The sequence below is a fragment of the Pseudomonas fluorescens genome (genome assembly GCF_019212185.1).
Lineage (GTDB): Bacteria > Pseudomonadota > Gammaproteobacteria > Pseudomonadales > Pseudomonadaceae > Aquipseudomonas.
In genome coordinates, this window is the sequence record NZ_CP078138.1 from 1,952,687 (window position 1) to 1,975,445 (window position 22,759).

General features: G+C 60.6%; 25 protein-coding genes. 16 read left to right on the plus strand and 9 right to left on the minus strand.

Annotated features, from left to right (window positions below; all coding sequences use genetic code 11):
- The first annotated feature begins 59 nt into the window (after positions 1 to 59).
- The 13 genes from ccmA to KW062_RS08745 all read left to right on the plus strand — a co-directional run bounded on the left by ccmA (position 60) and on the right by KW062_RS08745 (position 9,976).
- Positions 60 to 641, plus strand: a complete 582-nt coding sequence (gene ccmA / locus KW062_RS08685; protein WP_256350917.1) for a cytochrome c biogenesis heme-transporting ATPase CcmA — start codon at positions 60 to 62, stop codon at positions 639 to 641.
- Complete coding sequence (gene ccmB, locus KW062_RS08690) at positions 638 to 1,306, plus strand: heme exporter protein CcmB (protein ID WP_105754387.1); 669 nt, start codon at positions 638 to 640, stop codon at positions 1,304 to 1,306. Before ccmA ends, ccmB begins: the two co-directional genes overlap by 4 nt.
- Positions 1,307 to 1,398: 92 nt before the next feature.
- Positions 1,399 to 2,154: a heme ABC transporter permease gene (locus tag KW062_RS08695; protein WP_027621046.1), complete on the plus strand. Its 756-nt coding sequence runs from the start codon at positions 1,399 to 1,401 to the stop codon at positions 2,152 to 2,154.
- The gene (ccmD, locus tag KW062_RS08700; RefSeq protein WP_027621047.1) at positions 2,151 to 2,327 is read left to right on the plus strand and encodes a heme exporter protein CcmD; all 177 of its coding nucleotides are present in this window, start codon (positions 2,151 to 2,153) and stop codon (positions 2,325 to 2,327) included. The genes KW062_RS08695 and ccmD overlap by 4 nt, the downstream gene beginning before the upstream one ends.
- Complete coding sequence (gene ccmE, locus KW062_RS08705; RefSeq protein ID WP_027621048.1) at positions 2,324 to 2,779, plus strand: cytochrome c maturation protein CcmE; 456 nt, start codon at positions 2,324 to 2,326, stop codon at positions 2,777 to 2,779. Before ccmD ends, ccmE begins: the two co-directional genes overlap by 4 nt.
- A 3-nt stretch (positions 2,780 to 2,782) precedes the next feature.
- Complete coding sequence (locus tag KW062_RS08710; RefSeq protein ID WP_027621049.1) at positions 2,783 to 4,771, plus strand: heme lyase CcmF/NrfE family subunit; 1,989 nt, start codon at positions 2,783 to 2,785, stop codon at positions 4,769 to 4,771.
- Complete coding sequence (locus tag KW062_RS08715; protein WP_027621050.1) at positions 4,768 to 5,304, plus strand: DsbE family thiol:disulfide interchange protein; 537 nt, start codon at positions 4,768 to 4,770, stop codon at positions 5,302 to 5,304. The genes KW062_RS08710 and KW062_RS08715 overlap by 4 nt, the downstream gene beginning before the upstream one ends.
- Positions 5,301 to 5,771: a cytochrome c-type biogenesis protein gene (locus tag KW062_RS08720; protein ID WP_105754369.1), complete on the plus strand. Its 471-nt coding sequence runs from the start codon at positions 5,301 to 5,303 to the stop codon at positions 5,769 to 5,771. The genes KW062_RS08715 and KW062_RS08720 overlap by 4 nt, the downstream gene beginning before the upstream one ends.
- A complete protein-coding gene (ccmI, locus tag KW062_RS08725; protein ID WP_105754370.1) occupies positions 5,768 to 6,982 on the plus strand; it encodes a c-type cytochrome biogenesis protein CcmI in 1,215 nt (404 codons plus the stop codon). Before KW062_RS08720 ends, ccmI begins: the two co-directional genes overlap by 4 nt.
- 14 nt (positions 6,983 to 6,996) lie before the next feature.
- On the plus strand, positions 6,997 to 7,404 hold the full coding sequence (locus tag KW062_RS08730) for a hypothetical protein (protein WP_027621053.1): 408 nt from the start codon (positions 6,997 to 6,999) through the stop codon (positions 7,402 to 7,404).
- Between the two features lie 79 nt (positions 7,405 to 7,483).
- Entirely contained in the window at positions 7,484 to 8,866 is a 1,383-nt protein-coding gene (locus KW062_RS08735; RefSeq protein ID WP_256350919.1) for an AAA family ATPase, read from the plus strand.
- On the plus strand, positions 8,863 to 9,459 hold the full coding sequence (locus KW062_RS08740) for a hypothetical protein (RefSeq protein WP_027621055.1): 597 nt from the start codon (positions 8,863 to 8,865) through the stop codon (positions 9,457 to 9,459). Before KW062_RS08735 ends, KW062_RS08740 begins: the two co-directional genes overlap by 4 nt.
- Positions 9,460 to 9,577: 118 nt before the next feature.
- The gene (locus KW062_RS08745; RefSeq protein WP_027621056.1) at positions 9,578 to 9,976 is read left to right on the plus strand and encodes a RidA family protein; all 399 of its coding nucleotides are present in this window, start codon (positions 9,578 to 9,580) and stop codon (positions 9,974 to 9,976) included.
- Positions 9,977 to 10,033: 57 nt separating this feature from the next.
- Here the strand turns inward: KW062_RS08745 and KW062_RS08750 are convergent, their stop codons facing one another.
- The 8 genes from KW062_RS08750 to gcl all read right to left on the minus strand — a co-directional run bounded on the left by KW062_RS08750 (position 10,034) and on the right by gcl (position 19,640).
- Complete coding sequence (locus tag KW062_RS08750) at positions 10,034 to 11,032, minus strand: sulfate ABC transporter substrate-binding protein (protein ID WP_027621057.1); 999 nt, start codon at positions 11,030 to 11,032, stop codon at positions 10,034 to 10,036.
- A 92-nt stretch (positions 11,033 to 11,124) separates the two neighbouring features.
- Positions 11,125 to 11,949, minus strand: coding sequence for an ion transporter (locus KW062_RS08755; protein ID WP_027621058.1), 825 nt, complete (start codon positions 11,947 to 11,949; stop codon positions 11,125 to 11,127).
- Between the two features lie 21 nt (positions 11,950 to 11,970).
- Positions 11,971 to 12,891: an urea transporter gene (locus tag KW062_RS08760; protein ID WP_105754371.1), complete on the minus strand. Its 921-nt coding sequence runs from the start codon at positions 12,889 to 12,891 to the stop codon at positions 11,971 to 11,973.
- Between the two features lie 110 nt (positions 12,892 to 13,001).
- Positions 13,002 to 14,417, minus strand: coding sequence for a pyruvate kinase (pyk, locus tag KW062_RS08765; protein ID WP_027621060.1), 1,416 nt, complete (start codon positions 14,415 to 14,417; stop codon positions 13,002 to 13,004).
- A complete protein-coding gene (locus KW062_RS08770; protein ID WP_027621061.1) occupies positions 14,407 to 15,687 on the minus strand; it encodes a glycerate kinase type-2 family protein in 1,281 nt (426 codons plus the stop codon). Before KW062_RS08770 ends, pyk begins: the two co-directional genes overlap by 11 nt.
- A 220-nt stretch (positions 15,688 to 15,907) precedes the next feature.
- A complete protein-coding gene (locus KW062_RS08775; RefSeq protein ID WP_027621062.1) occupies positions 15,908 to 16,801 on the minus strand; it encodes a 2-hydroxy-3-oxopropionate reductase in 894 nt (297 codons plus the stop codon).
- A gap of 140 nt (positions 16,802 to 16,941) precedes the next feature.
- Positions 16,942 to 17,721 (minus strand): hydroxypyruvate isomerase, encoded by a 780-nt coding sequence (gene hyi / locus KW062_RS08780; protein ID WP_218424830.1) that lies wholly within the window; start codon positions 17,719 to 17,721, stop codon positions 16,942 to 16,944.
- A gap of 143 nt (positions 17,722 to 17,864) precedes the next feature.
- Positions 17,865 to 19,640, minus strand: a complete 1,776-nt coding sequence (gene gcl, locus KW062_RS08785) for a glyoxylate carboligase (protein WP_027621064.1) — start codon at positions 19,638 to 19,640, stop codon at positions 17,865 to 17,867.
- A 269-nt stretch (positions 19,641 to 19,909) separates the two neighbouring features.
- Between gcl and KW062_RS08790 the strand changes: the two genes are divergently transcribed.
- Positions 19,910 to 20,356 carry a GlcG/HbpS family heme-binding protein gene (locus KW062_RS08790; RefSeq protein WP_027621065.1) on the plus strand — a complete coding sequence of 149 codons (447 nt, stop codon included), beginning with the start codon at positions 19,910 to 19,912 and terminating at the stop codon, positions 20,354 to 20,356.
- Between the two features lie 182 nt (positions 20,357 to 20,538).
- A complete protein-coding gene (locus KW062_RS08795; RefSeq protein WP_027621066.1) occupies positions 20,539 to 20,997 on the plus strand; it encodes an REP-associated tyrosine transposase in 459 nt (152 codons plus the stop codon).
- Between the two features lie 82 nt (positions 20,998 to 21,079).
- Here KW062_RS08795 and KW062_RS08800 read toward each other — a convergent pair whose 3' ends face one another.
- Positions 21,080 to 21,685 carry a TetR/AcrR family transcriptional regulator gene (locus KW062_RS08800; protein ID WP_027621067.1) on the minus strand — a complete coding sequence of 202 codons (606 nt, stop codon included), beginning with the start codon at positions 21,683 to 21,685 and terminating at the stop codon, positions 21,080 to 21,082.
- A gap of 133 nt (positions 21,686 to 21,818) precedes the next feature.
- Here KW062_RS08800 and KW062_RS08805 point away from each other — a divergent pair, with 133 nt between their 5' ends.
- Positions 21,819 to 22,733, plus strand: a complete 915-nt coding sequence (locus KW062_RS08805; protein ID WP_027621068.1) for a DUF808 domain-containing protein — start codon at positions 21,819 to 21,821, stop codon at positions 22,731 to 22,733.
- The last annotated feature ends 26 nt before the right edge of the window (positions 22,734 to 22,759 follow it).

Below are 22,759 nucleotides of genomic sequence, written 5' to 3' on the forward strand. Positions count from 1 at the left end.
ATCTCTTGACCATCCCTCTATTAGAAGCCGTTGCGCTCGCCTGTGAGCGAGACTGGCGGATGCTCTTCGAAAACCTCGCCTTGCGCTTGGGCAGCGGTGACATGCTGCAGATCAGCGGGCCGAATGGCAGCGGCAAGACCAGTCTGTTGCGCCTGTTGGCCGGCCTGATGCAGCCCACCAGCGGTGAGGTGCTGCTCAATGGCCAGCCCCTCAATAGCCAACGCCCGGAACTGGCTCACAACCTGTTGTGGATTGGCCACGCTGCCGGGATCAAGGACCTGCTCACTCCGGAAGAAAACCTCAGCTGGCTGTGCGCCCTGCACCAGCCCGCCAGCCACGACGCTATCTGGGCGGCACTGGCGGCAGTCGGCCTGCGTGGCTTCGAGGATGTGCCCTGCCATACGCTTTCCGCCGGTCAGCAACGGCGTGTGGCGTTGGCCCGCTTGTACCTGGACAGCCCGGCGTTGTGGATTCTCGATGAGCCCTTCACCGCGCTGGACAAGCAAGGCGTCGCGCAGTTGGAAGAACACCTGGCCAACCACTGCGAGCAGGGTGGCATGGTGGTATTGACCACCCACCACAGCTTGACCCGGATGCCATCCGGGTACCGTGAACTGGATTTGGGACGGTGGGCCGCATGAGTGTGTTCGCGTTGTTGGTGGCCCGTGAAGCACGCTTGCTGTGTCGTCGACCGGCCGAATTGGCCAACCCCCTGGTATTTTTCGCAATTGTTGTCGCATTGTTTCCATTGGCCGTGGGACCTGAGACTCAATTGTTGCAAACCTTGTCTCCGGGCCTGGTCTGGGTAGCAGCCCTTTTATCGGTTTTGCTCTCGCTGGACGGGCTCTTTCGCAGTGATTTCGAGGACGGATCGCTGGAACAGTGGGTCCTTTCGTCGCACCCCCTGGCCCTTCTGGTTTTGGCCAAGGTGCTGGCACACTGGGCGTTTTCCGGCCTGGCATTGGTATTGCTTGCGCCCTTGCTGGCGTTGATGCTCGGTTTGTCCACCGCCTGTCTGCCGGTTTTGCTCTTGTCGCTGCTGCTAGGTACACCGGTACTGAGCTTGCTCGGTGCGGTGGGCGCGGCGCTGACGGTGGGTTTGAAGCGCGGTGGCTTGCTGCTGGCGCTGTTGATTCTGCCGCTGTATATCCCGGTGCTGATCCTCGGCAGTGGTGCCTTGCAGGCCGCCCTTCAGGGCATGCCGGCAACCGGGTATCTGTTGTGGTTGGGTAGCCTGACGGCGTTGGCCGTGACCCTGACACCCTTTGCAATAGCTGCTGGCCTGAAGATCAGCGTCGGCGAATAATAATGAGGTCTGGTCAAATTTTGACCACTTTTCCCAAGAAAGCAGACCCTGACTTTTCGTGACATCGAAAAGCAACCGTGATGGAAACAGCAATGAACTGGACCTGGTTTCACAAGCTCGGCTCACCCAAGTGGTTCTACGGCATCAGCGGCAAAATGCTGCCATGGCTGAGTGTCGCGGCACTGCTGCTGATCGGCATTGGAGTGGTCTGGGGCCTGGCGTTCGCGCCGCCGGATTACCAGCAGGGCAACAGCTTCCGGATTATCTACATCCACGTCCCCGCCGCGATGCTTGCGCAGTCGGTGTATGTGATGCTGGCGGTCTGCGGCATCGTTGGCCTGGTGTGGAAGATGAAGCTGGCCGACGTCGCCCTGCAGTGTGCTGCGCCGATCGGTGCCTGGATGACCGCCGTGGCCCTGGTCACCGGCGCCATCTGGGGCAAGCCGACCTGGGGTTCGTGGTGGGTCTGGGATGCGCGACTAACGTCGATGCTGATCCTGCTGTTCCTGTACTTCGGTCTCATTGCGCTGGGCAATGCCATCAGCAATCGTGACAGCGCGGCCAAGGCCTGCGCGGTGCTGGCGATTGTCGGGGTCATCAACATCCCGATCATTAAGTATTCGGTGGAGTGGTGGAACACCCTGCACCAGGGCGCCACCTTTACCCTCACCGAGAAGCCGGCGATGCCGGTCGAGATGTGGCTGCCGCTGCTGCTGACGGTGTTGGGTTTCTACTGTTTCTTTGGCGCGGTGCTGTTGCTGCGCATGCGCCTTGAAGTGCTCAAACGCGAGGCCCGGGCCAGTTGGGTCAAGGCCGAAGTGCAAGGCAGTCTGGAGGCCGTTCGATGAGTTTTGCTTCATTCGGCGACTTCCTCGCCATGGGCCATCACGGCCTCTATGTCTGGTCGGCCTATGGCATCTGCCTGGCGGTACTGGTTCTTAACGTCGCCATGCCGATCCTGGCCCGCAAGCGTTATCTGCAACAAGAGGCGCGCCGTCTGCGCCGGGAGAACAGCAAGTGAATCCGCTGCGTAAAAAACGACTGATTATCATCCTGGCCATTCTGGTGGGTGTCGGCGCTGCCGTTGGCCTGGCCTTGAGTGCCCTGCAGCAAAACATCAACCTGTTCTACACACCGACCCAGATTGCCAATGGCGAAGCGCCGCAAGACACGCGCATTCGTGCCGGCGGCATGGTCGAGGCCGGGTCGTTGCAACGTTCCTCCGACTCGCTGGACGTCAAATTCGTCGTCACCGATTTCAACAAGTCGGTGACCATCACCTATCGCGGCATCCTCCCGGACCTGTTTCGCGAAGGGCAGGGCATCGTTGCGCTGGGCAAGTTGAATGCCGATGGTGTGGTGGTGGCTGACGAAGTGCTGGCCAAGCACGACGAGAAGTACATGCCGCCGGAAGTGACCAAGGCCCTCAAGGACAGCGGTCAATCCGCCCCCACACCCGCGAAGGAGGGTTGATCGATGAATGCCGGTCTGTTTATTCCCGAGTTGGGTCATCTGGCGATGATCCTCGCGCTGTGCTTTGCCATCGTCCAGGCCATCGTGCCCCTGCTGGGCGCCTGGCGCGGTGACCGCCAGTGGATGAGCCTGGCCCAGCCGGCTGCCTGGGGGCAGTTCGCGTTCCTCGCGTTTGCCTTCGGCTGCCTGACCTATGCCTTCATGGTCGACGATTTCTCGGTCGCTTATGTCGCCAATAACTCCAACAGCGCCTTGCCCTGGTACTACAAGTTCAGCGCGGTGTGGGGCGCCCACGAGGGCTCGCTGCTGCTCTGGGCGTTCATTCTCGGTGGCTGGACCTTTGCCGTGTCGGTGTTCTCCCGGCAGTTGCCGCAGGTCATGCTGGCCCGCGTGCTGGCAGTGATGGGCATGATCAGCACCGGCTTCCTGCTGTTCCTGATCGTCACCTCGAACCCGTTCGCGCGGATCCTGCCGCAGATGCCGACCGATGGCGCCGACCTTAACCCGCTGCTGCAAGACATCGGCTTGATCGTTCACCCACCCATGCTCTACATGGGCTACGTCGGCTTCTCGGTGGCCTTCGCCTTCGCCATTGCCGCCTTGATGGGCGGTCGCCTGGATGCGGCCTGGGCGCGTTGGTCGCGGCCATGGACCATCGTCGCCTGGGCCTTCCTCGGCATCGGTATCACCCTCGGCTCCTGGTGGGCCTACTACGAACTCGGCTGGGGTGGCTGGTGGTTCTGGGACCCGGTGGAGAACGCCTCGTTCATGCCATGGCTGGTGGGCACTGCGCTGATCCACTCGCTGGCGGTGACGGAAAAACGCGGCGTGTTCAAAAGCTGGACCGTGCTGCTGGCGATCGCCGCCTTCTCGCTGAGCCTGCTGGGCACCTTCCTGGTTCGTTCCGGCGTGCTGACTTCGGTCCACGCCTTCGCCTCGGACCCCGAGCGGGGCGTGTTCATCCTGATCTTCCTGCTGTTCGTGGTCGGTGGTTCGCTGACCCTGTTCGCCCTGCGCGCCCCCGTGGTCAAGAGCCAGGTCGGGTTCAACCTGTGGTCGCGGGAAACCCTGTTGCTGGGTAATAACCTGGTGCTGGTGGTGGCGGCCTCGATGATCCTGCTCGGCACCCTGTACCCGCTGGTGCTCGATGCCTTGACCGGCGCCAAGCTGTCGGTTGGCCCGCCGTATTTCAACGCCTTGTTCATTCCGCTGATGGCCTTGCTGATGGTGGTGATGGCCGTGGGCGTTGTGGTGCGCTGGAAAGACACCCCGGTGAAATGGCTGGTGGGCATGCTGACTCCAGTATTGCTCGGCAGCGTGGCCCTGGCCGTGGTGGCCGGGATCGCTTATGGCGACTTCAACTGGGCGGTGCTGGCGACCTTCCTGCTCGCCGCCTGGGTGTTGCTGGCCGGGGTCCGCGACATCTTCGACAAGACCCGCCACAAGGGCCTGATCAAGGGCCTGCCATCGCTGACTCGCAGCTATTGGGGCATGCAGATCGCTCACCTGGGCATCGCCGTGTGCGCACTGGGTGTGGTGCTGTCGAGCCAGAACAGCGCCGAGCGTGACCTGCGCCTGGAGCCGGGCGAGTCGATGGAACTGGCCGGTTACCACTTCATTTTCGAAGGCGCCAAGCATTTCGAAGGGCCGAACTTCACCTCCGACAAGGGCACCGTCCGCGTGGTCCGCGACGGCAAGGAAGTTAGCGTGCTGCACCCGGAAAAACGCCTGTACACCGTGCAGAACTCGGTGATGACCGAAGCCGGGATCGACGCCGGGATCACCCGTGACATCTACGTGGCCCTCGGCGAACCGCTGGGCGAAGGTGCCTGGGCGGTGCGCGTGCACGTCAAGCCGTTCGTGCGCTGGATTTGGCTCGGCGGCCTGCTGACCGGTTTCGGTGGTTTGCTGGCGGCGCTGGATCGGCGTTATCGGGTCAAGGTGAAAAGCCGCGTGCGTGAGGCACTGGGTATGTCTGGAGCGACTGCATGAGACGTTGGTTAATGGTTCTGCCGCTGGCGCTGTTTCTGCTAGTGGCGGTGTTTCTGTACCGTGGGTTGTTCCTCAACCCGGCCGAATTGCCCTCGGCGATGATCGGCAAGCCGTTCCCCGAGTTCAGCCTGCCGAACGTGCAGGGCGACAAGACCCTGACCCGCGCCGATCTGCTGGGCAAGCCGGCGTTGGTCAACGTCTGGGGCACCTGGTGCATTTCCTGCCGGGTCGAACACCCGGTGCTGAACAAACTGGCCGAGCAGGGCGTGGTGATCTACGGCGTCAACTACAAGGACGTCAATGCCGACGCCTTGAAGTGGCTGGCCGAGTTCCACAATCCCTATCTGCTGGATATCCGCGATGACGAAGGCACCCTGGGCCTCAACCTCGGAGTCTACGGCGCACCGGAAACCTTCTTCATCGACGCCAAAGGCATCATCCGTGACAAGTACGTCGGCGTGATCGATCCGGTGGTCTGGCGTGAGCAACTGGCGTCCAAGTACCAGGCGCTGGTGGATGAGGCCAAGCCATGAAGCGCTGGATTGCTGCTGCCATCCTCGGCCTGAGCATCGCCAGCGTCGCCCACGCCGCCATCGACACCTACGAGTTCGCCAAAGAAGGCGATCGCGAGCGCTTTCGCGAGCTGACCAAAGAGCTGCGTTGCCCCAAGTGCCAGAATCAGGACATTGCCGATTCCAACGCACCGATTGCCGCTGACCTGCGCAAAGAGATCTTCCGCATGCTCGGCGAGGGCAAGGACAATCAGCAGATCATCGACTTCATGGTCGACCGCTACGGTGATTTCGTGCGCTACAAGCCGGCCCTGACCGGCAAGACCGCAGTGCTCTGGTTCGCCCCCGCCGGGCTGTTGCTCGGTGGCCTGGTGGTGATTGCCCTGATCGTCCGTCGTCGCCGCGCCGAGCGCGCCACCGGTGCGGACACGCTTTCTGCCGAGGAGCGTGAACGCCTCGACCAACTGTTGGATAAAAACCAAGAATGATTGATTTCTGGCTCGCTGCAGGTCTGCTTCTACTGGTTGCCCTGAGTTTTCTGTTGATCCCGGTGTTGCGCGGCCGTCGTGCCCAGCGTGAAGAGGATCGGACCGCGCTGAACGTGGCGCTTTACCAGGAGCGTGTCGCCGAGTTGCAGTCGCAACAGGCCGAAGGCGTGCTTGATGCCACGCAGATGGCTGCCGGCCGTGACGAGGCTGCGCGCGAGTTGCTGGCCGACACCGAAGGCGCCGACAACGTCCGGGTTTCGCGCCTGGGCAAGCCGCTGCCGTTGCTCGCCGCGCTGCTGGTGCCGGTGCTGGGCCTGGGCTTGTACATGCATTTCGGTGCCAGTGACAAGGTCGGGCTGACCCGTGAATTTGCCCAGGCTCCGCAGTCGATGGAAGAAATGACCCGGCGTCTGGAACGTGCCGTGGCGGCGCAACCGGATTCCGCCGAGGGCCTGTACTTCCTTGGCCGTACTTACATGGCCCAGGATCGTCCTGCGGACGCGGCGAAGCTGTTCGAGCGCACCGTGGCCGTCGCCGGTCGCGAGCCCGAACTGTTGGGGCAGTGGGCCCAGGCCCAGTACTTTGCTGACAATAAAAAATGGTCGGACAAGGTCCAGGCACTGACCGATGAAGCCCTCAAGGCTGACCCGAAAGAAGTCACCAGCCTCGGGCTGCTGGGTATCGCCGCCTTTGAAAGCGAGCGTTATCAGGACGCCATCGACTACTGGAATCGCCTGCTGGCGCAACTGCCGCCCGAAGACAATTCGCGCAGTGCCCTGGAAGGCGGAATCCAGCGCGCCACCGAGAAACTCCAGGCCAGCGGCGGCACCGTGGCCAAGGCACCGGCACCGGCAGCGGTGGCCAAGGCTGCGGCAATGCTTAAGGTCTCGGTGGACCTGTCGGACGAGGTCAAGGCGAAGGTCCAGCCTGGCGACAGCGTGTTCATTTTCGCCCGGGCGACCTCTGGCCCACCGGCACCGCTGGCGGCCAAGCGCCTGACGGTCGCCGACCTGCCGGTGACCGTCGAGCTGGGCGATGCGGATGCAATGATGCCGCAGTTGAAACTGTCGAACTTCCCTGAAGTCCAACTGGTTGCACGGGTATCCCGCGCTGGCCAACCGACTGCCGGCGAATGGGTCGGGCGCAGCCAGCCACTGGCGAGCAGCACCACCGCGCCGCAGCAATTGACCATCGACAGTCCGGATAAATAACCAGGAAAACCGCTATGACCGCCATCGCCCGTATCACCCTGCTCAGTCTGGTCCTGGGGTTAAGCGCATGTGCGGTCCAGCGTCCAAGCCCGGATACCGGGCCGGCGCCGCCCATCCCCGAACCGCGACCCACCATCAAGCCCGGCCCGTCCACCCCCCCAGGCAAGCCGGTGATCCCCAACGCCCCGGCCAAGCCGCAGCCACGCACTTCCGCCAGCTTTGCCCCGCCACCGGGCGGCAACAGCCATTGGGATGCGAAGCTTGGGGTCTACGTGCTCGACGACCAGAGCAACGTGTTCTATCGCCAGCGCACCTACTACCGCTGGAACAATGGCTGGAGCCGCAGCATCAGCCCCAAAGGCCCGTGGGAAGACACCGATATCCATGGCGTGCCTTCGGGGTTGGGCAGGCATTATCAGTAATTTTTAGTCTGCGCTATGTGTACTGAGGTTGCTCCAGCGTTGAGCGTAGAGGGGCAATGTTCGCCGCTTGACTTGAATAATGCAGAAAGCGCTGCAACGGAGGCGCGATCTACGTCTATTATCCTGTCCGGTAAATCCGCGGGACAAAAAGTGGGGTGGGATTGTGTTAAAAAGCTTGAAACTTAGCCATGTAGGGCCGCTTCCAGAAATGGAAGTGGAATTCTCCAGTCGGTTGAATTTGATCACTGGTGACAATGGTTTGGGTAAAAGCTTTTTGCTGGATATAGCGTGGTGGGCATTGACCCGGCGTTGGCCCAGCGATTTAAATCGGGCGTTGACGGGTGGCAATATGGTCCGTCCGAACGACTCAACAAAGGCAAGGATCGATTTTTCAGTATCCGCGAAAACCAAGGATGTTTCTTATTCGACGTCTTTTTCTTCGTTGGATCAAGCATGGACGGGTAAGGCGGGACGGCCTATCAACCCGGGCTTAGTACTCTACGCCATGGCGGATGGGAGTTTTGCTGCCTGGGACCCTGCCAGGAATTACTGGCTGAAGAAAGGCAATCTCGATGTCCAGGATAGAGTGCCAGGTTATGTATTCAGCTCACGTGAAATTTGGGATGGTCTCGTCGACGGTGAGCGAGGCCTCTTATGCAACGGGCTGATTTCGGACTGGGCAAGTTGGTACAAAGAAAAAGGTGAGTCATATGACCACTTGTGCGCAGCGCTAGCCAAGTTATCTCCTGAAGAGGGAGAAACACTCGTGATGGGGCCGCTGACCCGCATTGGCCTGGATGACCCTCGAGATATTCCCACTTTAAAGATGCCCTATGGGCAGAATGTACCGGTTGTTCATGCATCGTCTGGAATGAAACGCATACTTGCGATTGCGTATCTGCTGGTCTGGAGTTGGCAGGAACATGTCAAGGCGTCGGCTCTTTTGGGGCAGGAAACGACTCCGCGTCTGACCTTTTTGATCGACGAAGTGGAGTCTCACTTGCACCCCCGCTGGCAGCGCTCGGTGGTCGGCGCTTTACTTGATGTCGTGACGGCTCTTTCTCCAAGCGCCCAGGTACAAATTCTTCTGGTAACTCATTCACCTCTCGTCATGGCTTCAGTCGAACCTCGTTTCGACAGGTCACAAGACGCCTGGTTTGACCTGGATTTGTCAAAGAACAAAAAGAACGGCAAGACTGAAGTTCAGTTTAAACAACGTGAGTTTGTTCGTTTAGGAGAAGTTTCCCGGTGGTTGACAAGCGACGCATTCGATTTGGGAAGTGCTCGTTCCATCGAGTCTGAGAGGGTGTTGGAGGAGGCTTCCAAGGTCTTGTCTGAAGAAGTAATTGATGCGCAACTGGCGATTTCCCTGGATGGTAGATTGCGAGAGTTGTTGGGTGATACCGATCCGTTCTGGATTCGCTGGAGATACGTAGGTCTAAAACAGGGATGGCTCAAATGATTCCTGTACGAGGGCAACCGGAGCCTGCGTCGTTCAATGCTAAGGTTCGAGTCAAAGGTATTGCACATTTGAAGTCGAAGGGGCTGGCGCTGAACAAGCCACTTCCTTCTGGGACTGAGGTGAGCCCCTACTGGCGTGAGAGCCTTACAGACCTTCATGTCGCTTATGAGGGTATTTGTGCTTATCTAGGCATTTATTTCGAGCGAGTCGGCGGAGTGAGTGTCGATCATTTTGTCGCCAAGTCTGTAAGCGCTGCGGATATTTATGAGTGGGCTAATTATCGCCTCGCGTGCTCAACCATGAACAGTCGCAAGCGTGATTACAATACGGTGTTAGATCCATTCTACTTGGCAAAAGATCTTTTTCGTTTGCAGTTATCCACTGGGCATATTTATCCAAAGCCAGGCATTACTGCTCAGCCGACGAGGTTGATCGAGGAAACGATAGAAACCTTGGGGTTGGATGACGCAATATGCCGAGAGATCAGAGCCAGGCGGTATCAGGAGTACTTGCAGTATCAGCTGCCTGCTGACTACCTTAAATTGACATCCCCTTTTATTTGGTCGGAGGCTAATCGCCAGGGGCTTCTTTAGGCACTTGATTTTTGGCGCTGGCAATCACTACCCTTGAGTTTCCGGATGTTGCAGGCACTGGAACCCTGATACCGGTTGATTTAGATTTTCCGGTCATTCCAGGGAGTCAGGAGTCTTCATGCACAAGTCGGTGTTAAATCCCTCCAGTGTTTTCAACTCGCTGCAGTACGGGTTCAGCCAGGCGGTTGAGGTCAGTGGCGGGCGTCATTTGTTGTTGTCCGGTCAGGTCGGTGTCGATGCGCATGAGCGCACGGTGGCGCCTGGGTTGCGTGAGCAGACTGACAAGGCGTTCGACAATATCGAGACGATACTGCGCGAGGCGGGCGGGGATTTGTCCCATGTGGTGATGATGCGGATATACATCGTCGAGGCTGCACGGGATGAGCAAGAGCAGATCACCCAAGTATTGCTGGAGCGCTTCCCGGCTAACCCGCCGGCATCTTCATGGGTGATTGTCAGCGGGCTGTCCTTGCCGCAGTGGCTGATCGAAGTGGAAGTGGAAGCGATGTTGCCCTAGAACGGGCAGCGACAAATAAGGCGACCCGCGGGTCGCCTTTTTCACTTTCAGCGCAGCTTATTGGCCACTGTAGATCTGGTCGAAAACACCGCCATCGTTGAAGTGGGTTTTCTGCACGGTGCGCCAGTCACCGAAGGTTTTTTCCACCGACAGGAAGTCGACTTTCGGGAAGCGATCGGTGTACTTGGCCAGCACTTGCGGGTCACGTGGACGCAGGTAGTTGGCGGCAGCAATTTCCTGGCCTTCTGGCGACCACAGGTACTTCAGGTATTCCTCGGCGGCGGCGCGGGTGCCTTTCTTGTCGACGACTTTGTCGACCACGGTCACTGGCGGCTCGGCTTCGGCGGAGACGCTCGGGTAGATCACTTCAAACTGGTCGCGACCGAATTCGCGGGCGATCATTTCCGCCTCGTTCTCGAAGGTCACCAGCACGTCGCCGATCTGGTTGGTCATGAAGGTGGTGGTAGCGGCACGGCCACCGGTGTCGAGCACTGGTGCCTGCTTGAACAGCTTGCCGACGAAGTCCTTGGCTTTGTTCTCGTCGCCACCGTTTTTCAGCACGTAGCCCCAGGCCGACAGGTAGGTGTAGCGGCCGTTACCCGAGGTCTTGGGGTTGGGCACGATCACCTGTACGCCGTCCTTGAGCAGGTCCGGCCAGTCTTTCAGGGCTTTCGGGTTGCCTTTGCGGACGATGAACACGGTGGCCGAGGTGAACGGCGCGCTGTTGTTTGGCAGGCGGGTAACCCAGTTGTCCGGCACCAGCTTGCCGTTGTCGGCGAGGGCGTTGATGTCGGTGGCCATGTTCATGGTAATGACGTCAGCCGGCAGGCCGTCGATGACCGAACGCGCTTGCTTGCTGGAACCACCAAAGGACATCTGCAGGGTGATGTTTTCCTTGTGCTCGGCTTGCCAGTGTTTCTGGAAGGCCGCGTTGTAGTCCTTGTAGAAGTCGCGCATCACGTCGTAGGACACGTTCAGCAGGGTGGGTGCGGCTTGCGCCACGCTGGCGAGGGTCAGGCCAGCGGCCAGAAGTGAGGCGGCGAAGATTTTTTTCACTGCACATTCCTTTTGTTCGAGAGAGTGAAGGCAATTTGCCGTCGACTATAGCCGGGGCTGCATAGGTCTTTAAAGATTAAAAAGTGCTTTGCTTATTCGATTTTCTTGAATAACAGATTGCCGCAACGTGAGCAGTAGGCGGCGCCATGCTCGTGGTTATTTTTGCTGCACACCGGGCAGTCGTGCTGGAGTTTTTCGCCGCGCATGGCGTTGGCCAGTTCGGCGGTGAAAATCCCGGTGGGCACGGCGATGATCGAGTAACCGGTGATCATTACCATCGACGAAATGATCTGCCCGAGTACGGTCTTGGGCACGATGTCGCCATAGCCGACGGTGGTCAGGGTGACGATGGCCCAATAGATACCCTTGGGAATGCTGGTAAAGCCGTGCTCCGGCCCTTCAACCACATACATCAGGGTGCCGAACACCGTCACCAGGGTGCAGACGCTGAGCAGGAACACGAGGATTTTCTGTTTGCTGCCGCGCAGCGCGTCCAACAGATAGTGGGCCTGCTTGAGGTAGGGACCAAGCTTGAGCACGCGAAAAATCCGCAGCATGCGGATCACTCGGATGATCAGCAGATACTGGGCGTCGGCGTAATACAGGGCGAGGATCCCCGGGACGATCGCCAGCAGGTCCACCAGGCCATAGAAGCTGAAGGCGTAGCGCAACGGTTTGGGTGAGCAGTACAGACGCAGAATGTACTCGCCGAGGAAGATCACCGTGAAGCCCCACTCGATGTAGGCGAGCAGGCTGGCGTAGTTCTGATGCACCTCATCGATGCTGTCGAGAATCACCACCACCAGGCTGGCGAGGATAATCAACAGCAAGGTGCTGTCGAAGCGTCGACCCGCCACCGTGTCGGTCTGAAAAATCATCACGTAGAGGCGATTGCGCCACGTGTCCTTGCTGTCCATTTGCACGGCCTTGAACGTAAATCAGCGCAGCCTAGGGTGATTCTCCGGGGTTTGGCAAGGAGCACGCTCGTCGTGGGTGCGGCGTAGCGGGCGGATGCCGATGCGCAGTAGCCAGCAGGCGAGGATGAAGGGCGCGGTCAGAGGCGCCAGGCCCGCAGCGGCGAACAGCGGCGTGAGCAGGATCGCCAGGCCGATGCCCAGCAGCGGCAGCCAGGATTGTTGGCGTTGCTGACTGAGGGCCAGGGCTGCCAAAGCCGGGTTGTAGCCATGCTGGCCGAGCAGGGCGGCAGGGGCGTCGTGTAGCCAGAGCGCGCAAAGCAAGCCGACGGCAGACCCGAGCAGGGCCCAGCCGGCGGCACGCTGATCGGCCAGCAGCAGGCCGCTGGCGATCAGGATCCCGGCCAGCGGCGCGTCGAGGAATACCACCTGGCCCAGGCCTTTGAATACGCCGGCCACAAGGTTCAGGGTCGACAGTTCGAGTATTGGCGCAGGCGCGGCCTCACTTGGCGCGGCGAAGCTCAGGAGCAGCCAACCGAGCAGCACGAAGGGCGCCGTGTAGGCCGGCAGGAAACGCTGTTCGCGGGTGCGCTTGAGCCATTGCTCGGTGAGCATCGCACTGAGGCCGCCGCTGGCCAGGATCAGTGGTGCGAGCAGCGCCGACCAACTGAAATGCAGGCTCAGCAACAAGCCGATCAACACACCGTTATAGCTGTACAGCCCAGCCTGGCGATCGGCCTTGGCATAGCCGCGACGTTGCGCAGTCAGCAGGCCGGCCACGCCGCCCAGCAGCGCGCCACCGAGCAGGCTTGGGGCGGTGAACAGGATGGCCAGCAGGCACAACAGGCCGCACAAAGGGTTGCGTTGCAGGAATATCTGGCTGAAGCCGTTGAGCAGGGCTTCGGCCCAGTCGGGGCAGTGGGTATTGAAGTGATGGGCAGGCATGGCAGTTTTGCAAGTAGGGGGGGACCGAGGTGCCTGCATCGCGAGCAGGCTCGCTCCTACAGAAAACTGGTAGGAGCAAGGCTGCTCGCGATAAGGCCGGCAAATGCGTTCTAGATCAACGTCTCGATACGCAACGAGTTAGTCGAACCCGGCTGGCCAAAAGGCACGCCAGCGGTGATCAGCAGAGTGTCGCCGCGCTGCGCCATGCCTTGTGCCTGGGCAATTTCCAGGGCGGTGGAGCAGACTTCGTCGACCTGGCGCAGGCGATCGTTGACCACCGAGTGCACGCCCCAGGCCACGCTCAGGCGGCGGGCGGTGGTCAGGTTCGGGGTCAGGTTGAGGATCGGTACCGCCGGACGCTCCCGCGCTGCGCGCAAGCTCGAGGTGCCGGATTCGCTGTAGTTGACCAGCACCGCCACCGGCAGAATGTTGCTGATGCGGCGGATGGCGCAACTGATGGCGTCCGAGGTGGTGGCTTCGGCTTTCGGCCGGCTGACGTCCAGCTGTGCCTGGTAATCCGGGCCGCCTTCAACCTGACGGATGATCTTGCTCATCATCTGTACGGCTTCCAGCGGGTATTCCCCGGACGCGGTTTCCGCCGACAGCATCACCGCGTCCGTGCCTTCGGCGACTGCGGTGGCGACGTCGGTCACTTCGGCGCGGGTCGGCGCCGGCGAGAAGCGCATCGACTCGAGCATCTGCGTCGCGACCACCACCGGCTTACCGAGCTGGCGGCAGGTGCTGATGATGTCTTTCTGAATCTGCGGCACGCTTTCGGCTGGAACTTCTACGCCCAGGTCACCGCGGGCTACCATGATCGCGTCGCTCAGTTCGGCGATTTCCCGCAGTTTTTCCACCGCTGACGGCTTCTCGATCTTGGCCATCAGGAAAGCTCTGTCGCCGATCAGCGCACGGGCTTCGATGATGTCCTCCGGGCGCTGCACGAACGACAGAGCAACCCAGTCCACCCCCAGCTCCAGGCCGAAGCTCAGGTCGCGGCGATCCTTGGCGGTCAGTGGGCTGAGGTCGAGCACCGCTTGTGGGACGTTAACGCCTTTGCGGTCCGACAATTCGCCTCCATTGAGCACGGTGGTGTCGATGGCGTCGCTGTATTTGCTGACGACTCGCAGGCGCAGCTTGCCGTCATCGAGCAGCAGGTCCATGCCCGGTTCCAGCGCGGCGATGATTTCCGGGTGCGGCAGGTTGACCCGGCGTTCATCGCCCGGGGTGGTGTCGAGGTCCAGGCGCAGGGCCTGACCACGGACCAGTTGCACCTTGCCTTCGGCAAACTTGCCGACCCGCAGTTTCGGGCCTTGCAGGTCCATGAGGATCCCCAGCGGATAATTGAGCTGGCGCTCGACTTCGCGAATCCACTGGTAGCGCTGGGCGTGGTCGGCGTGATCGCCATGGCTGAAGTTCAGGCGAAAGATGTTGACCCCGGCCAGCACCAATTCACGAATGTCTTCGATGCCGTCGGTGGCAGGGCCGAGGGTGGCGAGGATTTTGACTTTTTTGTCAGGCGTCATGTTTAGGAGTCTCGAGGATCAGGATGGCGCGGAAGTCGTTGACGTTGGTGCGGGTTGGCTCGGTGACGATCAGCGCGTCGAGCGCCTCGAAGTAACCGTAGCCGTTGTTGTTATCCAGTTCGTCGCTGGCGCTCAGGCCCAGGGCGGCGGCGCGGGCGTAGCTATCCGGGGTCATGATGGCGCCGGCGTTGTCTTCGGAGCCGTCGATACCGTCGGTGTCACCGGCCAGGGCGTAGACACCCGGCAGGCCCTTGAGGCTGTCGGTCAGGCTCAGCAGGAACTCGGCATTGCGTCCGCCACGGCCATTGCCACGCACGGTCACGGTGGTTTCGCCACCGGAGAGGATCACGCAAGGTGCGGCCAGCGGCTGGCCGTGGAGAATCACCTGGCGGGCGATGCCGGCGTGGACTTTCGCCACTTCCCGGGATTCGCCTTCGAGGTCACCGAGGATCAACGGGCTGAAACCGGCCTGGCGGCATTTCACCGCTGCAGCTTCGAGGGATTGCTGCGGGCGGGCGATCAGCTGGAAATGGCTGCGGGCCAGAGCCAGGTCGCCGGGTTTGACGGTTTCCGATTCCGGGCTGTTCAGCCAGGTGCGTACCGAGGCCGGAATCTCGATGTTGTAGCGCTTGAGGATCGCCAGGGCTTCGGCGCTGGTGCTCGGATCGGCCACTGTCGGGCCAGAGGCGATGACCGTGGCGAGGTCGCCCGGTACATCGGAAATCGCGTAGGTATAAACAGTGGCAGGCCAGCAGGCCTTGCCCAGGCGTCCGCCCTTGATCGCCGAGAGGTGCTTGCGCACGCAGTTCATCTCGCCAATGCTGGCGCCGGACTTGAGCAGGGCTTTGTTGATCGACTGTTTGTCGGCCAGGGTGATGCCTTCGGCAGGCAGTGCCAGCAGGGCAGAGCCACCGCCGGAGAGCAGGAAAATCACCCGGTCGTCTACGCTGAGGTTGCTGACCAGTTCGAAGACGCGTTTGGCCACGGCCTGGCCGGCGGCATCCGGCACTGGGTGAGCGGCTTCGACCACTTCGATTTTTTCGCACGGCGCGCCGTGGCCGTAGCGGGTCACCACCAGGCCAGAGACGTCGCCCTGCCAGCAGCGCTCGACCACTTGGGCCATGGCGGCGGCGGCCTTGCCGGCGCCGATGACAATGACGCGGCCCGTGCGATCGGCGGGCAGATGGGCTTCGAGCACCTGTTGCGGATGGGCCGCGTCGATGGCGGTGGCGAACAGGTCGCGCAGAAATTGTTGCGGATCGACCGACATGGCGGGCTCCCGGGAATTCTTGTTATTGGGGTGAAGCGAAAGCAATGGAGTAACTCGGTCCCTCTGGGAGCTGGCATTCTGTGGGGGCCAGCCTGCTGGCGATTCAGGCGCTGAGGTCTATCAGACACACCGCGTTGACTGCATCGCTAGCAGCGGAGCGCCGCCCGGGCTGGCTCCCACAGGTCCGGCAGGAACTGGCTCCCACAGGTTTAGGCGGGCTTTATTGTTTATCGCGAATCGAGAAATTCGCCATGTGCTCCAGGCCTTTGATCAGCGCCGAGTGGTCCCAGTTGCTGCCACCGATCGCCGCGCAAGTGCTGAACACCTGCTGGGTGTTGGCGGTGTTTGGCAGGTTGATGTTCAGTTCCTTGGCGCCTTGCAGGGCAAGGTTCAGGTCTTTCTGGTGCAGGCTGATGCGGAAGCCTGGATCGAAGGTGCCTTTGATCATGCGGTCGCCGTGCACTTCGAGGATTTTCGAGGAAGCGAAACCGCCCATCAGCGCTTCACGCACCTTGGCTGGATCGGCACCGTTTTTCGAGGCGAACAGCAAGGCTTCGGCCACGGCCTGGATGTTCAGCGCCACGATGATCTGGTTCGCCACTTTCGCGGTCTGGCCGTCGCCATTGCCACCGACCAGGGTGATGTTCTTGCCCATGGCCTGGAACAACGGCAGGGCGCGTTCGAACGCGTCGGCGTCACCACCGACCATGATGCTCAGGGTCGCGGCCTTGGCACCGACTTCACCGCCGGACACTGGGGCGTCGAGGTACTGAGCGCCTTTTTCGGCGATTTTGGCGGCGAAAGCCTTGGTGGCAGTCGGCGAGATCGAGCTCATGTCGATCACGACTTTGCCTTTGCCAACGCCAGCGGCAACGCCATCGGCACGGAACAGCACGTCGTCAACCTGCGGGGTATCCGGGACCATGACGATGATGAATTCGGCTTCCTGGGCGACTTCTTTCGGGTTCGCCAGGGCGACGGCGCCAGCGGCAACCAGGTCGGCAGGGGCGGCGTCGTGGTGCGCCGACAGGAACAGGCTGTGACCGGCTTTCTGCAGGTTCGCCGCCATTGGGTGGCCCATGATGCCGGTGCCGATAAATCCGATTTTAGCCATGAGAAAATCCTCTTGTTTTTGTACTGCTCAAGCAAATTGGGGGTGGGAGCGAGCCTGCTCGCGAATGCGGTGGAACATTCAACATCCGTGTTGTCTGAATCACCGCATTCGCGAGCAGGCTCGCTCCTACAGGTAATGGGTCAGATGTTATGGGTTTTCAACCAGCCCAGGCCGGCTTCGGTGGTGGTCAGCGGCTTGTATTCGCAACCCACCCAGCCCTGGTAACCGATGCGGTCCAGGTGTTCGAACAGGAAGCGGTAGTTGATTTCACCGGTGCCTGGCTCGTTACGGCCCGGGTTGTCCGCCAGTTGAATGTGGTTGATCTCGCCCAGGTGCGACTGCATCGTGCGCGCCAGGTCACCTTCCATGATTTGCATGTGGTAGATGTCGTATTGCAGGAACAAGTTGGTGCTGCCGACTTGTTCGCGGATCGACAGGGCCTGGGCGGTGTTGTTCAGGTAGAAGCCCGGGATATCGCGGGTGTTGATCGCTTCCATCACCAGTTTCAGGCCCGCCGCCTGCAGCTTCTCGGCAGCAAACTTGAGGTTGGCGACGAAGGTTTTTTCCACCGTGGCATCGTCCACGCCTTGTGGGCGGATCCCGGCCAGGCAGTTAATTTGGGTATTGCCCAGCACTTGTGCGTAGGCGATAGCCAGGTCAACACCGGCGCGGAACTCTTCCACGCGATCCGGGTGGCAGGCGATCCCGCGTTCACCCTTGGCCCAGTCACCGGCCGGCAGGTTGAACAGCACCTGGGTCAGGCCGTGGGCATCGAGCTGGGCCTTGATTTCGGCGGAACTGAAGTCGTACGGGAACAGGTATTCGACACCGCTGAAGCCGGCTTTGGCGGCTGCTTCGAAGCGGGCGAGGAAATCCTGTTCGGTGAACAGCATGGACAGGTTGGCTGCGAAACGCGGCATGGTGGTCTCCCGTGAATCTTGTGAGGTCTCTCCCCTTGTAGGAGCGAGCCTGCTCGCGATGGCGTAGTGTCGGCCAACATTAATGTTGAATGTGCCGACGCTATCGCGAGCAGGCTCGCTCCTACAGGGAGAGCCGTTAGCTGTTAATCGAGCATCGAGATCGCAGTTGGTGCGTCGTTGCCGACCAGCGCCAAGTCTTCGAATTCGTTGACCGCGTTGATTTCGGTGCCCATGGAAATGTTGGTCACGCGCTCCAGGATAATCTCGACGATCACCGGAACCTTGAACTCCTCGATCAACTCCTGAGCCTTGCGCAGGGCAGGCTGGATTTCCGCCGGCTCGAACACGCGCAGAGCCTTGCAACCGAGGCCTTCTGCAACCGCGACGTGGTCAACCCCGTAGCCGTTGAGCTCCGGTGCGTTGAGGTTGTCGAAGGACAGCTGTACGCAGTAGTCCATGTCGAAACCGCGCTGCGCCTGACGAATCAGACCCAGGTACGAGTTGTTCACCACGACGTGGATGTACGGCAGTTTGAACTGCGCGCCCACCGCCAGCTCTTCGATCATGAACTGGAAGTCGTAGTCGCCGGAGAGTGCCACAACCTTGCGGTTCGGGTCAGCCTTGACCACGCCCAGGGCGGCCGGGATGGTCCAGCCCAATGGGCCGGCCTGACCGCAGTTGATCCAGTGACGAGGCTTGTAGACGTGCAGGAATTGTGCGCCGGCAATCTGCGACAGACCGATGGTGCTGACGTAGCAGGTGTCTTTGCCGAACACCTGGTTCATCTCTTCGTACACGCGCTGTGGCTTGACCGGCACGTTGTCGAAGTGAGTCTTGCGTTGCAGGCTGGCCTTGCGCTGCTGGCAGTCTTGCAGCCAGGCGCTGCGGTTCTTCAATTTACCGGCGGCTTGCCATTCGCGAGCGACTTCGATGAACACGGTCAGCGCGGCAGCGGCGTCGGACACGATGCCCAGGTCCGGGGTGAATACGCGGCCAATCTGCGTGCCTTCGATGTCGACGTGAATGAACTTGCGGCCTTCGGTATAGACGTCGACCGAACCGGTGTGGCGGTTGGCCCAACGGTTACCGATGCCCAATACCACGTCGGATTTCAGCATGGTCGCGTTGCCGTAGCGGTGCGATGTCTGCAGGCCAACCATGCCGACCATCAACGGGTGATCGTCAGGGATAGTGCCCCAACCCATCAGGGTCGGGACGACTGGAATACCGGTCAGCTCGGCGAATTCCACCAGCAGGTCGCTGGCGTCGGCATTGATGATGCCACCACCGGCTACCAACAATGGACGCTCGGCCTGGTCCAGCAGGGCCAAGGCTTTTTCCACTTGCACGCGGCTCGCGGTCGGCTTGGCCAGCGGCAGTGGCTGGTAGGCGTCGATGTCGAATTCGATTTCCGCCATCTGCACGTCGAACGGCAGGTCGATCAGCACCGGGCCGGGACGGCCGGAGCGCATTTCAAAGAAGGCTTTCTGGAACGCGTAAGGCACCTGGCCCGGTTCGAGAACGGTGGTCGCCCACTTGGTCACTGGCTTGACGATGCTGGTGATGTCGACAGCCTGGAAGTCTTCCTTGTGCATACGGGCGCGGGGTGCCTGGCCGGTGATGCAGAGGATAGGGATCGAGTCGGCCGAGGCGCTATAGAGGCCGGTGACCATGTCGGTGCCCGCTGGCCCGGAAGTACCGATGCACACGCCGATGTTGCCGGCCTTGGTGCGGGTGTAGCCCTCGGCCATGTGCGAGGCGCCTTCAACGTGGCGAGCGAGGACGTGATCGATGCCGCCGACCTTTTGCAAGGCGGAGTACAGCGGGTTGATGGCGGCACCGGGGATGCCAAAAGCGGTATCAACCCCTTCACGGCGCATCACCAGAACGGCGGCTTCGATTGCTCTCATTTTGCTCATGGTTTTGTGCCTCTTTACGTTTTGTAATTGTATACAAGTGGCTTTGCGCAGAGTGTATTCACGGCGGACGGCGCAGGTCAATCCATTTTCTCAAGCGCCCGTTTCATTCGGCGAAGGCCTATAAATACTGTGGCGTTTCGTCGCACAGGGCGCATTTCGAAAATTATTGTATACAAAAAAATAACTCATTGTGTTCTATTTGTTGCATCGGGCTGCGGCAAAAGGCAGCAGCCCCACGGCTTTCCGAAAAACAAAATGAGGACGGCACCATGAGCGCTTTAACCTTGAAAGTCGCAGTCAACCTGGCCAACGAGGCCATCACCGCAGGGCGTGCAATCGCTGCAGCACCTTTGACCATTGCCGTGCTTGACGCCGGCGGCCACCTGATCACTTTGCAACGCGAAGACGGCGCCAGCCTGCTGCGCCCGCAAATCGCTATCGGCAAGGCCTGGGGCGCCATCGCCCTGGGCAAGGGCTCACGCCTGCTGGCGCTGGACGCCCAACAACGCCCGGCCTTCATCGCCGCGCTCAACAGCCTGGGGCAGGGCAGCGTGGTGCCGGCACCGGGTGGTGTGTTGATTCGGGATCAGGCGGGTAACGTGCTGGGGGCGGTGGGCATCAGCGGCGATCTGTCGGATGTCGACGAGCAGTGTGCGATCACTGCGATCGAGGGATTGGGATTGGGGTTGCAGGCGGATGCGGGGGTGGCGGCTTGATTTGCGTCGCTTGATCTGACGCCATCGCGAGCAGGCTCGCTCCTACACTGGGAATGCATTTCCCTGTAGGAGCGAGCCTGCTCGCGATCGCCATTTACCAGACACATCCAGCCAACAGTTGGTATACCTTCACGAATTCACAGAGCTAGGCTTCTCATGACCTGAACATGGGAGGCTAAGGAATGCCTGATCTACCTGCCGCCAATCGCTTGCGGATCGGTCGCTATGCCGAAGCCGGCCGAATCTATCTGCTCACCACCACTACACATCACAGGGTCCCGGTATTCAGGGATTTCATCCTGGGTAGGATGGTGGTCAATCAATTTCGCTGCGCTCAGAACCTGGGTTATGCGAGCTCGCTGGCCTGGGTAGTCATGCCGGATCACTTTCATTGGTTGATCGAACTGCAGAAAGGATCTTTGAGTGAATTGATGCAGCGAACCAAGTCTTTGAGCGCCAAAGCTGTGAAGCAGGCTACTGGTCGAACTGCTGATCTCTGGCACAGAGGGTTCTATGATCGGGCGCTGCGGCGGGAGGAGGATTTGCTGAAGGTAGCCCGCTATGTTGTTGCCAATCCTTTGCGGGCGGGGTTGGTGGAAAAGCTTGGCGACTATCCGCTGTGGGATGCGGTATGGGTTTGAGTTGAGACCGAGTCGCCTGCATCGCGAGCGGCGGAACGCCGCCCGGGCTGCTCCTACAAGGGAGTGGATTCCTGCTTCGCCATCAATCCAACTCAATCCCCTTGAGCACCAACCGAATGATCGTCTGCGCCGCCGCTTCATAATCCTCTTCATCCAGCTTGGCCTTGCCGGTGATGGCGGAGATTTGCCAGTCGAAGTCGGCGTAGGTCTGGGTCGCGGCCCAAATGCTGAACATCAGGTGATTGGGGTCGATCGGGGCGATCTGGCCGCGGTCGATCCAGGTCTGGATGCAATCGATGTTGTGCTTGGCCTGGCCATTGAGCTGCTCCACCAGGTCGGTACTCAGGTGCGGTGCGCCGTGCATGATTTCGCTGGCAAATACCTTGGAGGCGAAGGGCAGGTCGCGGGAGATGCGGATCTTCGAACGGATGTAGCCGCTGAGCACTTCATGGGGGACGCCGTCGGCATTGAACGGCGTAGAAGCCTGCAGGATGGGCTCGATAATGCTCTCGAGGACCTCGCGGTAGAGGTTCTCCTTGGACTTGAAGTAGTAGTAGACGTTGGGCTTGGGCAAGCCCGCCTTGGCCGCGATGTCACTGGTTTTGGTCGCGGCGAAGCCCTTATCGGCAAATTCTTCGCTGGCGGCACGCAGGATCAGTTGTTTGTTGCGCTCGCGGATAGTGCTCATAAACCAAGGTGTTCCTTGCCGGTGCTGGCGGTTGGGCATGGTAGCACCGGGCTTGCGCGGCGCTCAAGAATGCCCATTGGCGCCGGGGCAGGCTATGCTGCGAAACATTCACTTACTCAGGAACATTCAAGCCATGGCAGGAAGCAGTTTGCTGGTGCTGATCGACGACATCGCGGCGGTGCTGGATGACGTCGCGCTGATGACTAAGATGGCGGCAAAAAAGACCGCCGGGGTGCTTGGCGACGATCTGGCACTCAATGCCCAGCAAGTCTCCGGGGTGCGTGCCGAGCGGGAAATTCCGGTGGTCTGGGCGGTGGCCAAGGGCTCGTTTCTGAACAAGCTGATCCTGGTTCCGTCTGCCTTGGCCATCAGTGCCTTCGTGCCCTGGCTGGTGACGCCGCTGCTGATGGTCGGCGGCGCCTACCTGTGTTTCGAAGGCTTCGAAAAGCTCGCGCACAAATTCCTCCACAGTCCCGCCGAGGATCAGGCCGTGCATGCCCAATTGGCCGAAGCAGTGGCCGATCCGGCAGTCGACTTGGTGGCTTTCGAAAAGGACAAGATCAAGGGCGCGGTGCGCACCGACTTCATTCTCTCGGCAGAAATCATCGCCATCACCCTCGGCACCGTGGCTGATGCACCGTTGACCCAGCAGGTGATCGTGCTGTCTGGGATTGCCATTGTCATGACCGTCGGCGTTTACGGCCTGGTGGCCGGCATCGTCAAGCTCGATGATCTCGGCTTATGGCTCACACAAAAAACCTCGGCACTCGCCAAAAGCATTGGCGGCGCGATCCTGCGGGCGGCGCCGTACATGATGAAAAGCCTGTCCGTGATTGGCACTGCGGCGATGTTTCTGGTGGGTGGCGGGATCCTCACCCATGGCGTGCCGGTGGTGCATCACTGGATTGAAGGTGTCGGCGCAGCGGCGGGCGGGGCAGGGTTTATCGTGCCGCTGTTGCTCAACGGTGTGGCGGGGATTGTGGCGGGGGCGGTAGTGCTGGGTGTGGTGATGGTCGTCGGCAAGATCTGGAAAGCGCTGAAGGGCTGATGGTTCTCCCATCTGTAGGAGCAGCC

Coding starts and splice junctions, on each gene's coding strand:
- ccmD (WP_027621047.1), top strand. CDS start 2,151: ATGAGTTTTGCTTCATTCGGCGACTTCCTCGCCATGGGCCATCACGGC.
- KW062_RS08770 (WP_027621061.1), bottom strand. CDS start 15,687: ATGTCGGTCGATCCGCAACAATTTCTGCGCGACCTGTTCGCCACCGCC.
- KW062_RS08790 (WP_027621065.1), top strand. CDS start 19,910: ATGAGCGCTTTAACCTTGAAAGTCGCAGTCAACCTGGCCAACGAGGCC.
- KW062_RS08735 (WP_256350919.1), top strand. CDS start 7,484: ATGCAGAAAGCGCTGCAACGGAGGCGCGATCTACGTCTATTATCCTGT.
- ccmB (WP_105754387.1), top strand. CDS start 638: ATGAGTGTGTTCGCGTTGTTGGTGGCCCGTGAAGCACGCTTGCTGTGT.
- KW062_RS08710 (WP_027621049.1), top strand. CDS start 2,783: ATGAATGCCGGTCTGTTTATTCCCGAGTTGGGTCATCTGGCGATGATC.
- gcl (WP_027621064.1), bottom strand. CDS start 19,640: ATGAGCAAAATGAGAGCAATCGAAGCCGCCGTTCTGGTGATGCGCCGT.
- hyi (WP_218424830.1), bottom strand. CDS start 17,721: ATGCCGCGTTTCGCAGCCAACCTGTCCATGCTGTTCACCGAACAGGAT.
- pyk (WP_027621060.1), bottom strand. CDS start 14,417: ATGACGCCTGACAAAAAAGTCAAAATCCTCGCCACCCTCGGCCCTGCC.
- KW062_RS08745 (WP_027621056.1), top strand. CDS start 9,578: ATGCACAAGTCGGTGTTAAATCCCTCCAGTGTTTTCAACTCGCTGCAG.
- KW062_RS08730 (WP_027621053.1), top strand. CDS start 6,997: ATGACCGCCATCGCCCGTATCACCCTGCTCAGTCTGGTCCTGGGGTTA.
- ccmA (WP_256350917.1), top strand. CDS start 60: ATGCTCTTCGAAAACCTCGCCTTGCGCTTGGGCAGCGGTGACATGCTG.
- ccmI (WP_105754370.1), top strand. CDS start 5,768: ATGATTGATTTCTGGCTCGCTGCAGGTCTGCTTCTACTGGTTGCCCTG.
- KW062_RS08715 (WP_027621050.1), top strand. CDS start 4,768: ATGAGACGTTGGTTAATGGTTCTGCCGCTGGCGCTGTTTCTGCTAGTG.
- KW062_RS08740 (WP_027621055.1), top strand. CDS start 8,863: ATGATTCCTGTACGAGGGCAACCGGAGCCTGCGTCGTTCAATGCTAAG.
- KW062_RS08800 (WP_027621067.1), bottom strand. CDS start 21,685: ATGAGCACTATCCGCGAGCGCAACAAACAACTGATCCTGCGTGCCGCC.
- KW062_RS08720 (WP_105754369.1), top strand. CDS start 5,301: ATGAAGCGCTGGATTGCTGCTGCCATCCTCGGCCTGAGCATCGCCAGC.
- KW062_RS08795 (WP_027621066.1), top strand. CDS start 20,539: ATGCCTGATCTACCTGCCGCCAATCGCTTGCGGATCGGTCGCTATGCC.
- KW062_RS08805 (WP_027621068.1), top strand. CDS start 21,819: ATGGCAGGAAGCAGTTTGCTGGTGCTGATCGACGACATCGCGGCGGTG.
- KW062_RS08775 (WP_027621062.1), bottom strand. CDS start 16,801: ATGGCTAAAATCGGATTTATCGGCACCGGCATCATGGGCCACCCAATG.
- KW062_RS08760 (WP_105754371.1), bottom strand. CDS start 12,891: ATGCCTGCCCATCACTTCAATACCCACTGCCCCGACTGGGCCGAAGCC.
- KW062_RS08755 (WP_027621058.1), bottom strand. CDS start 11,949: ATGGACAGCAAGGACACGTGGCGCAATCGCCTCTACGTGATGATTTTT.
- KW062_RS08695 (WP_027621046.1), top strand. CDS start 1,399: ATGAACTGGACCTGGTTTCACAAGCTCGGCTCACCCAAGTGGTTCTAC.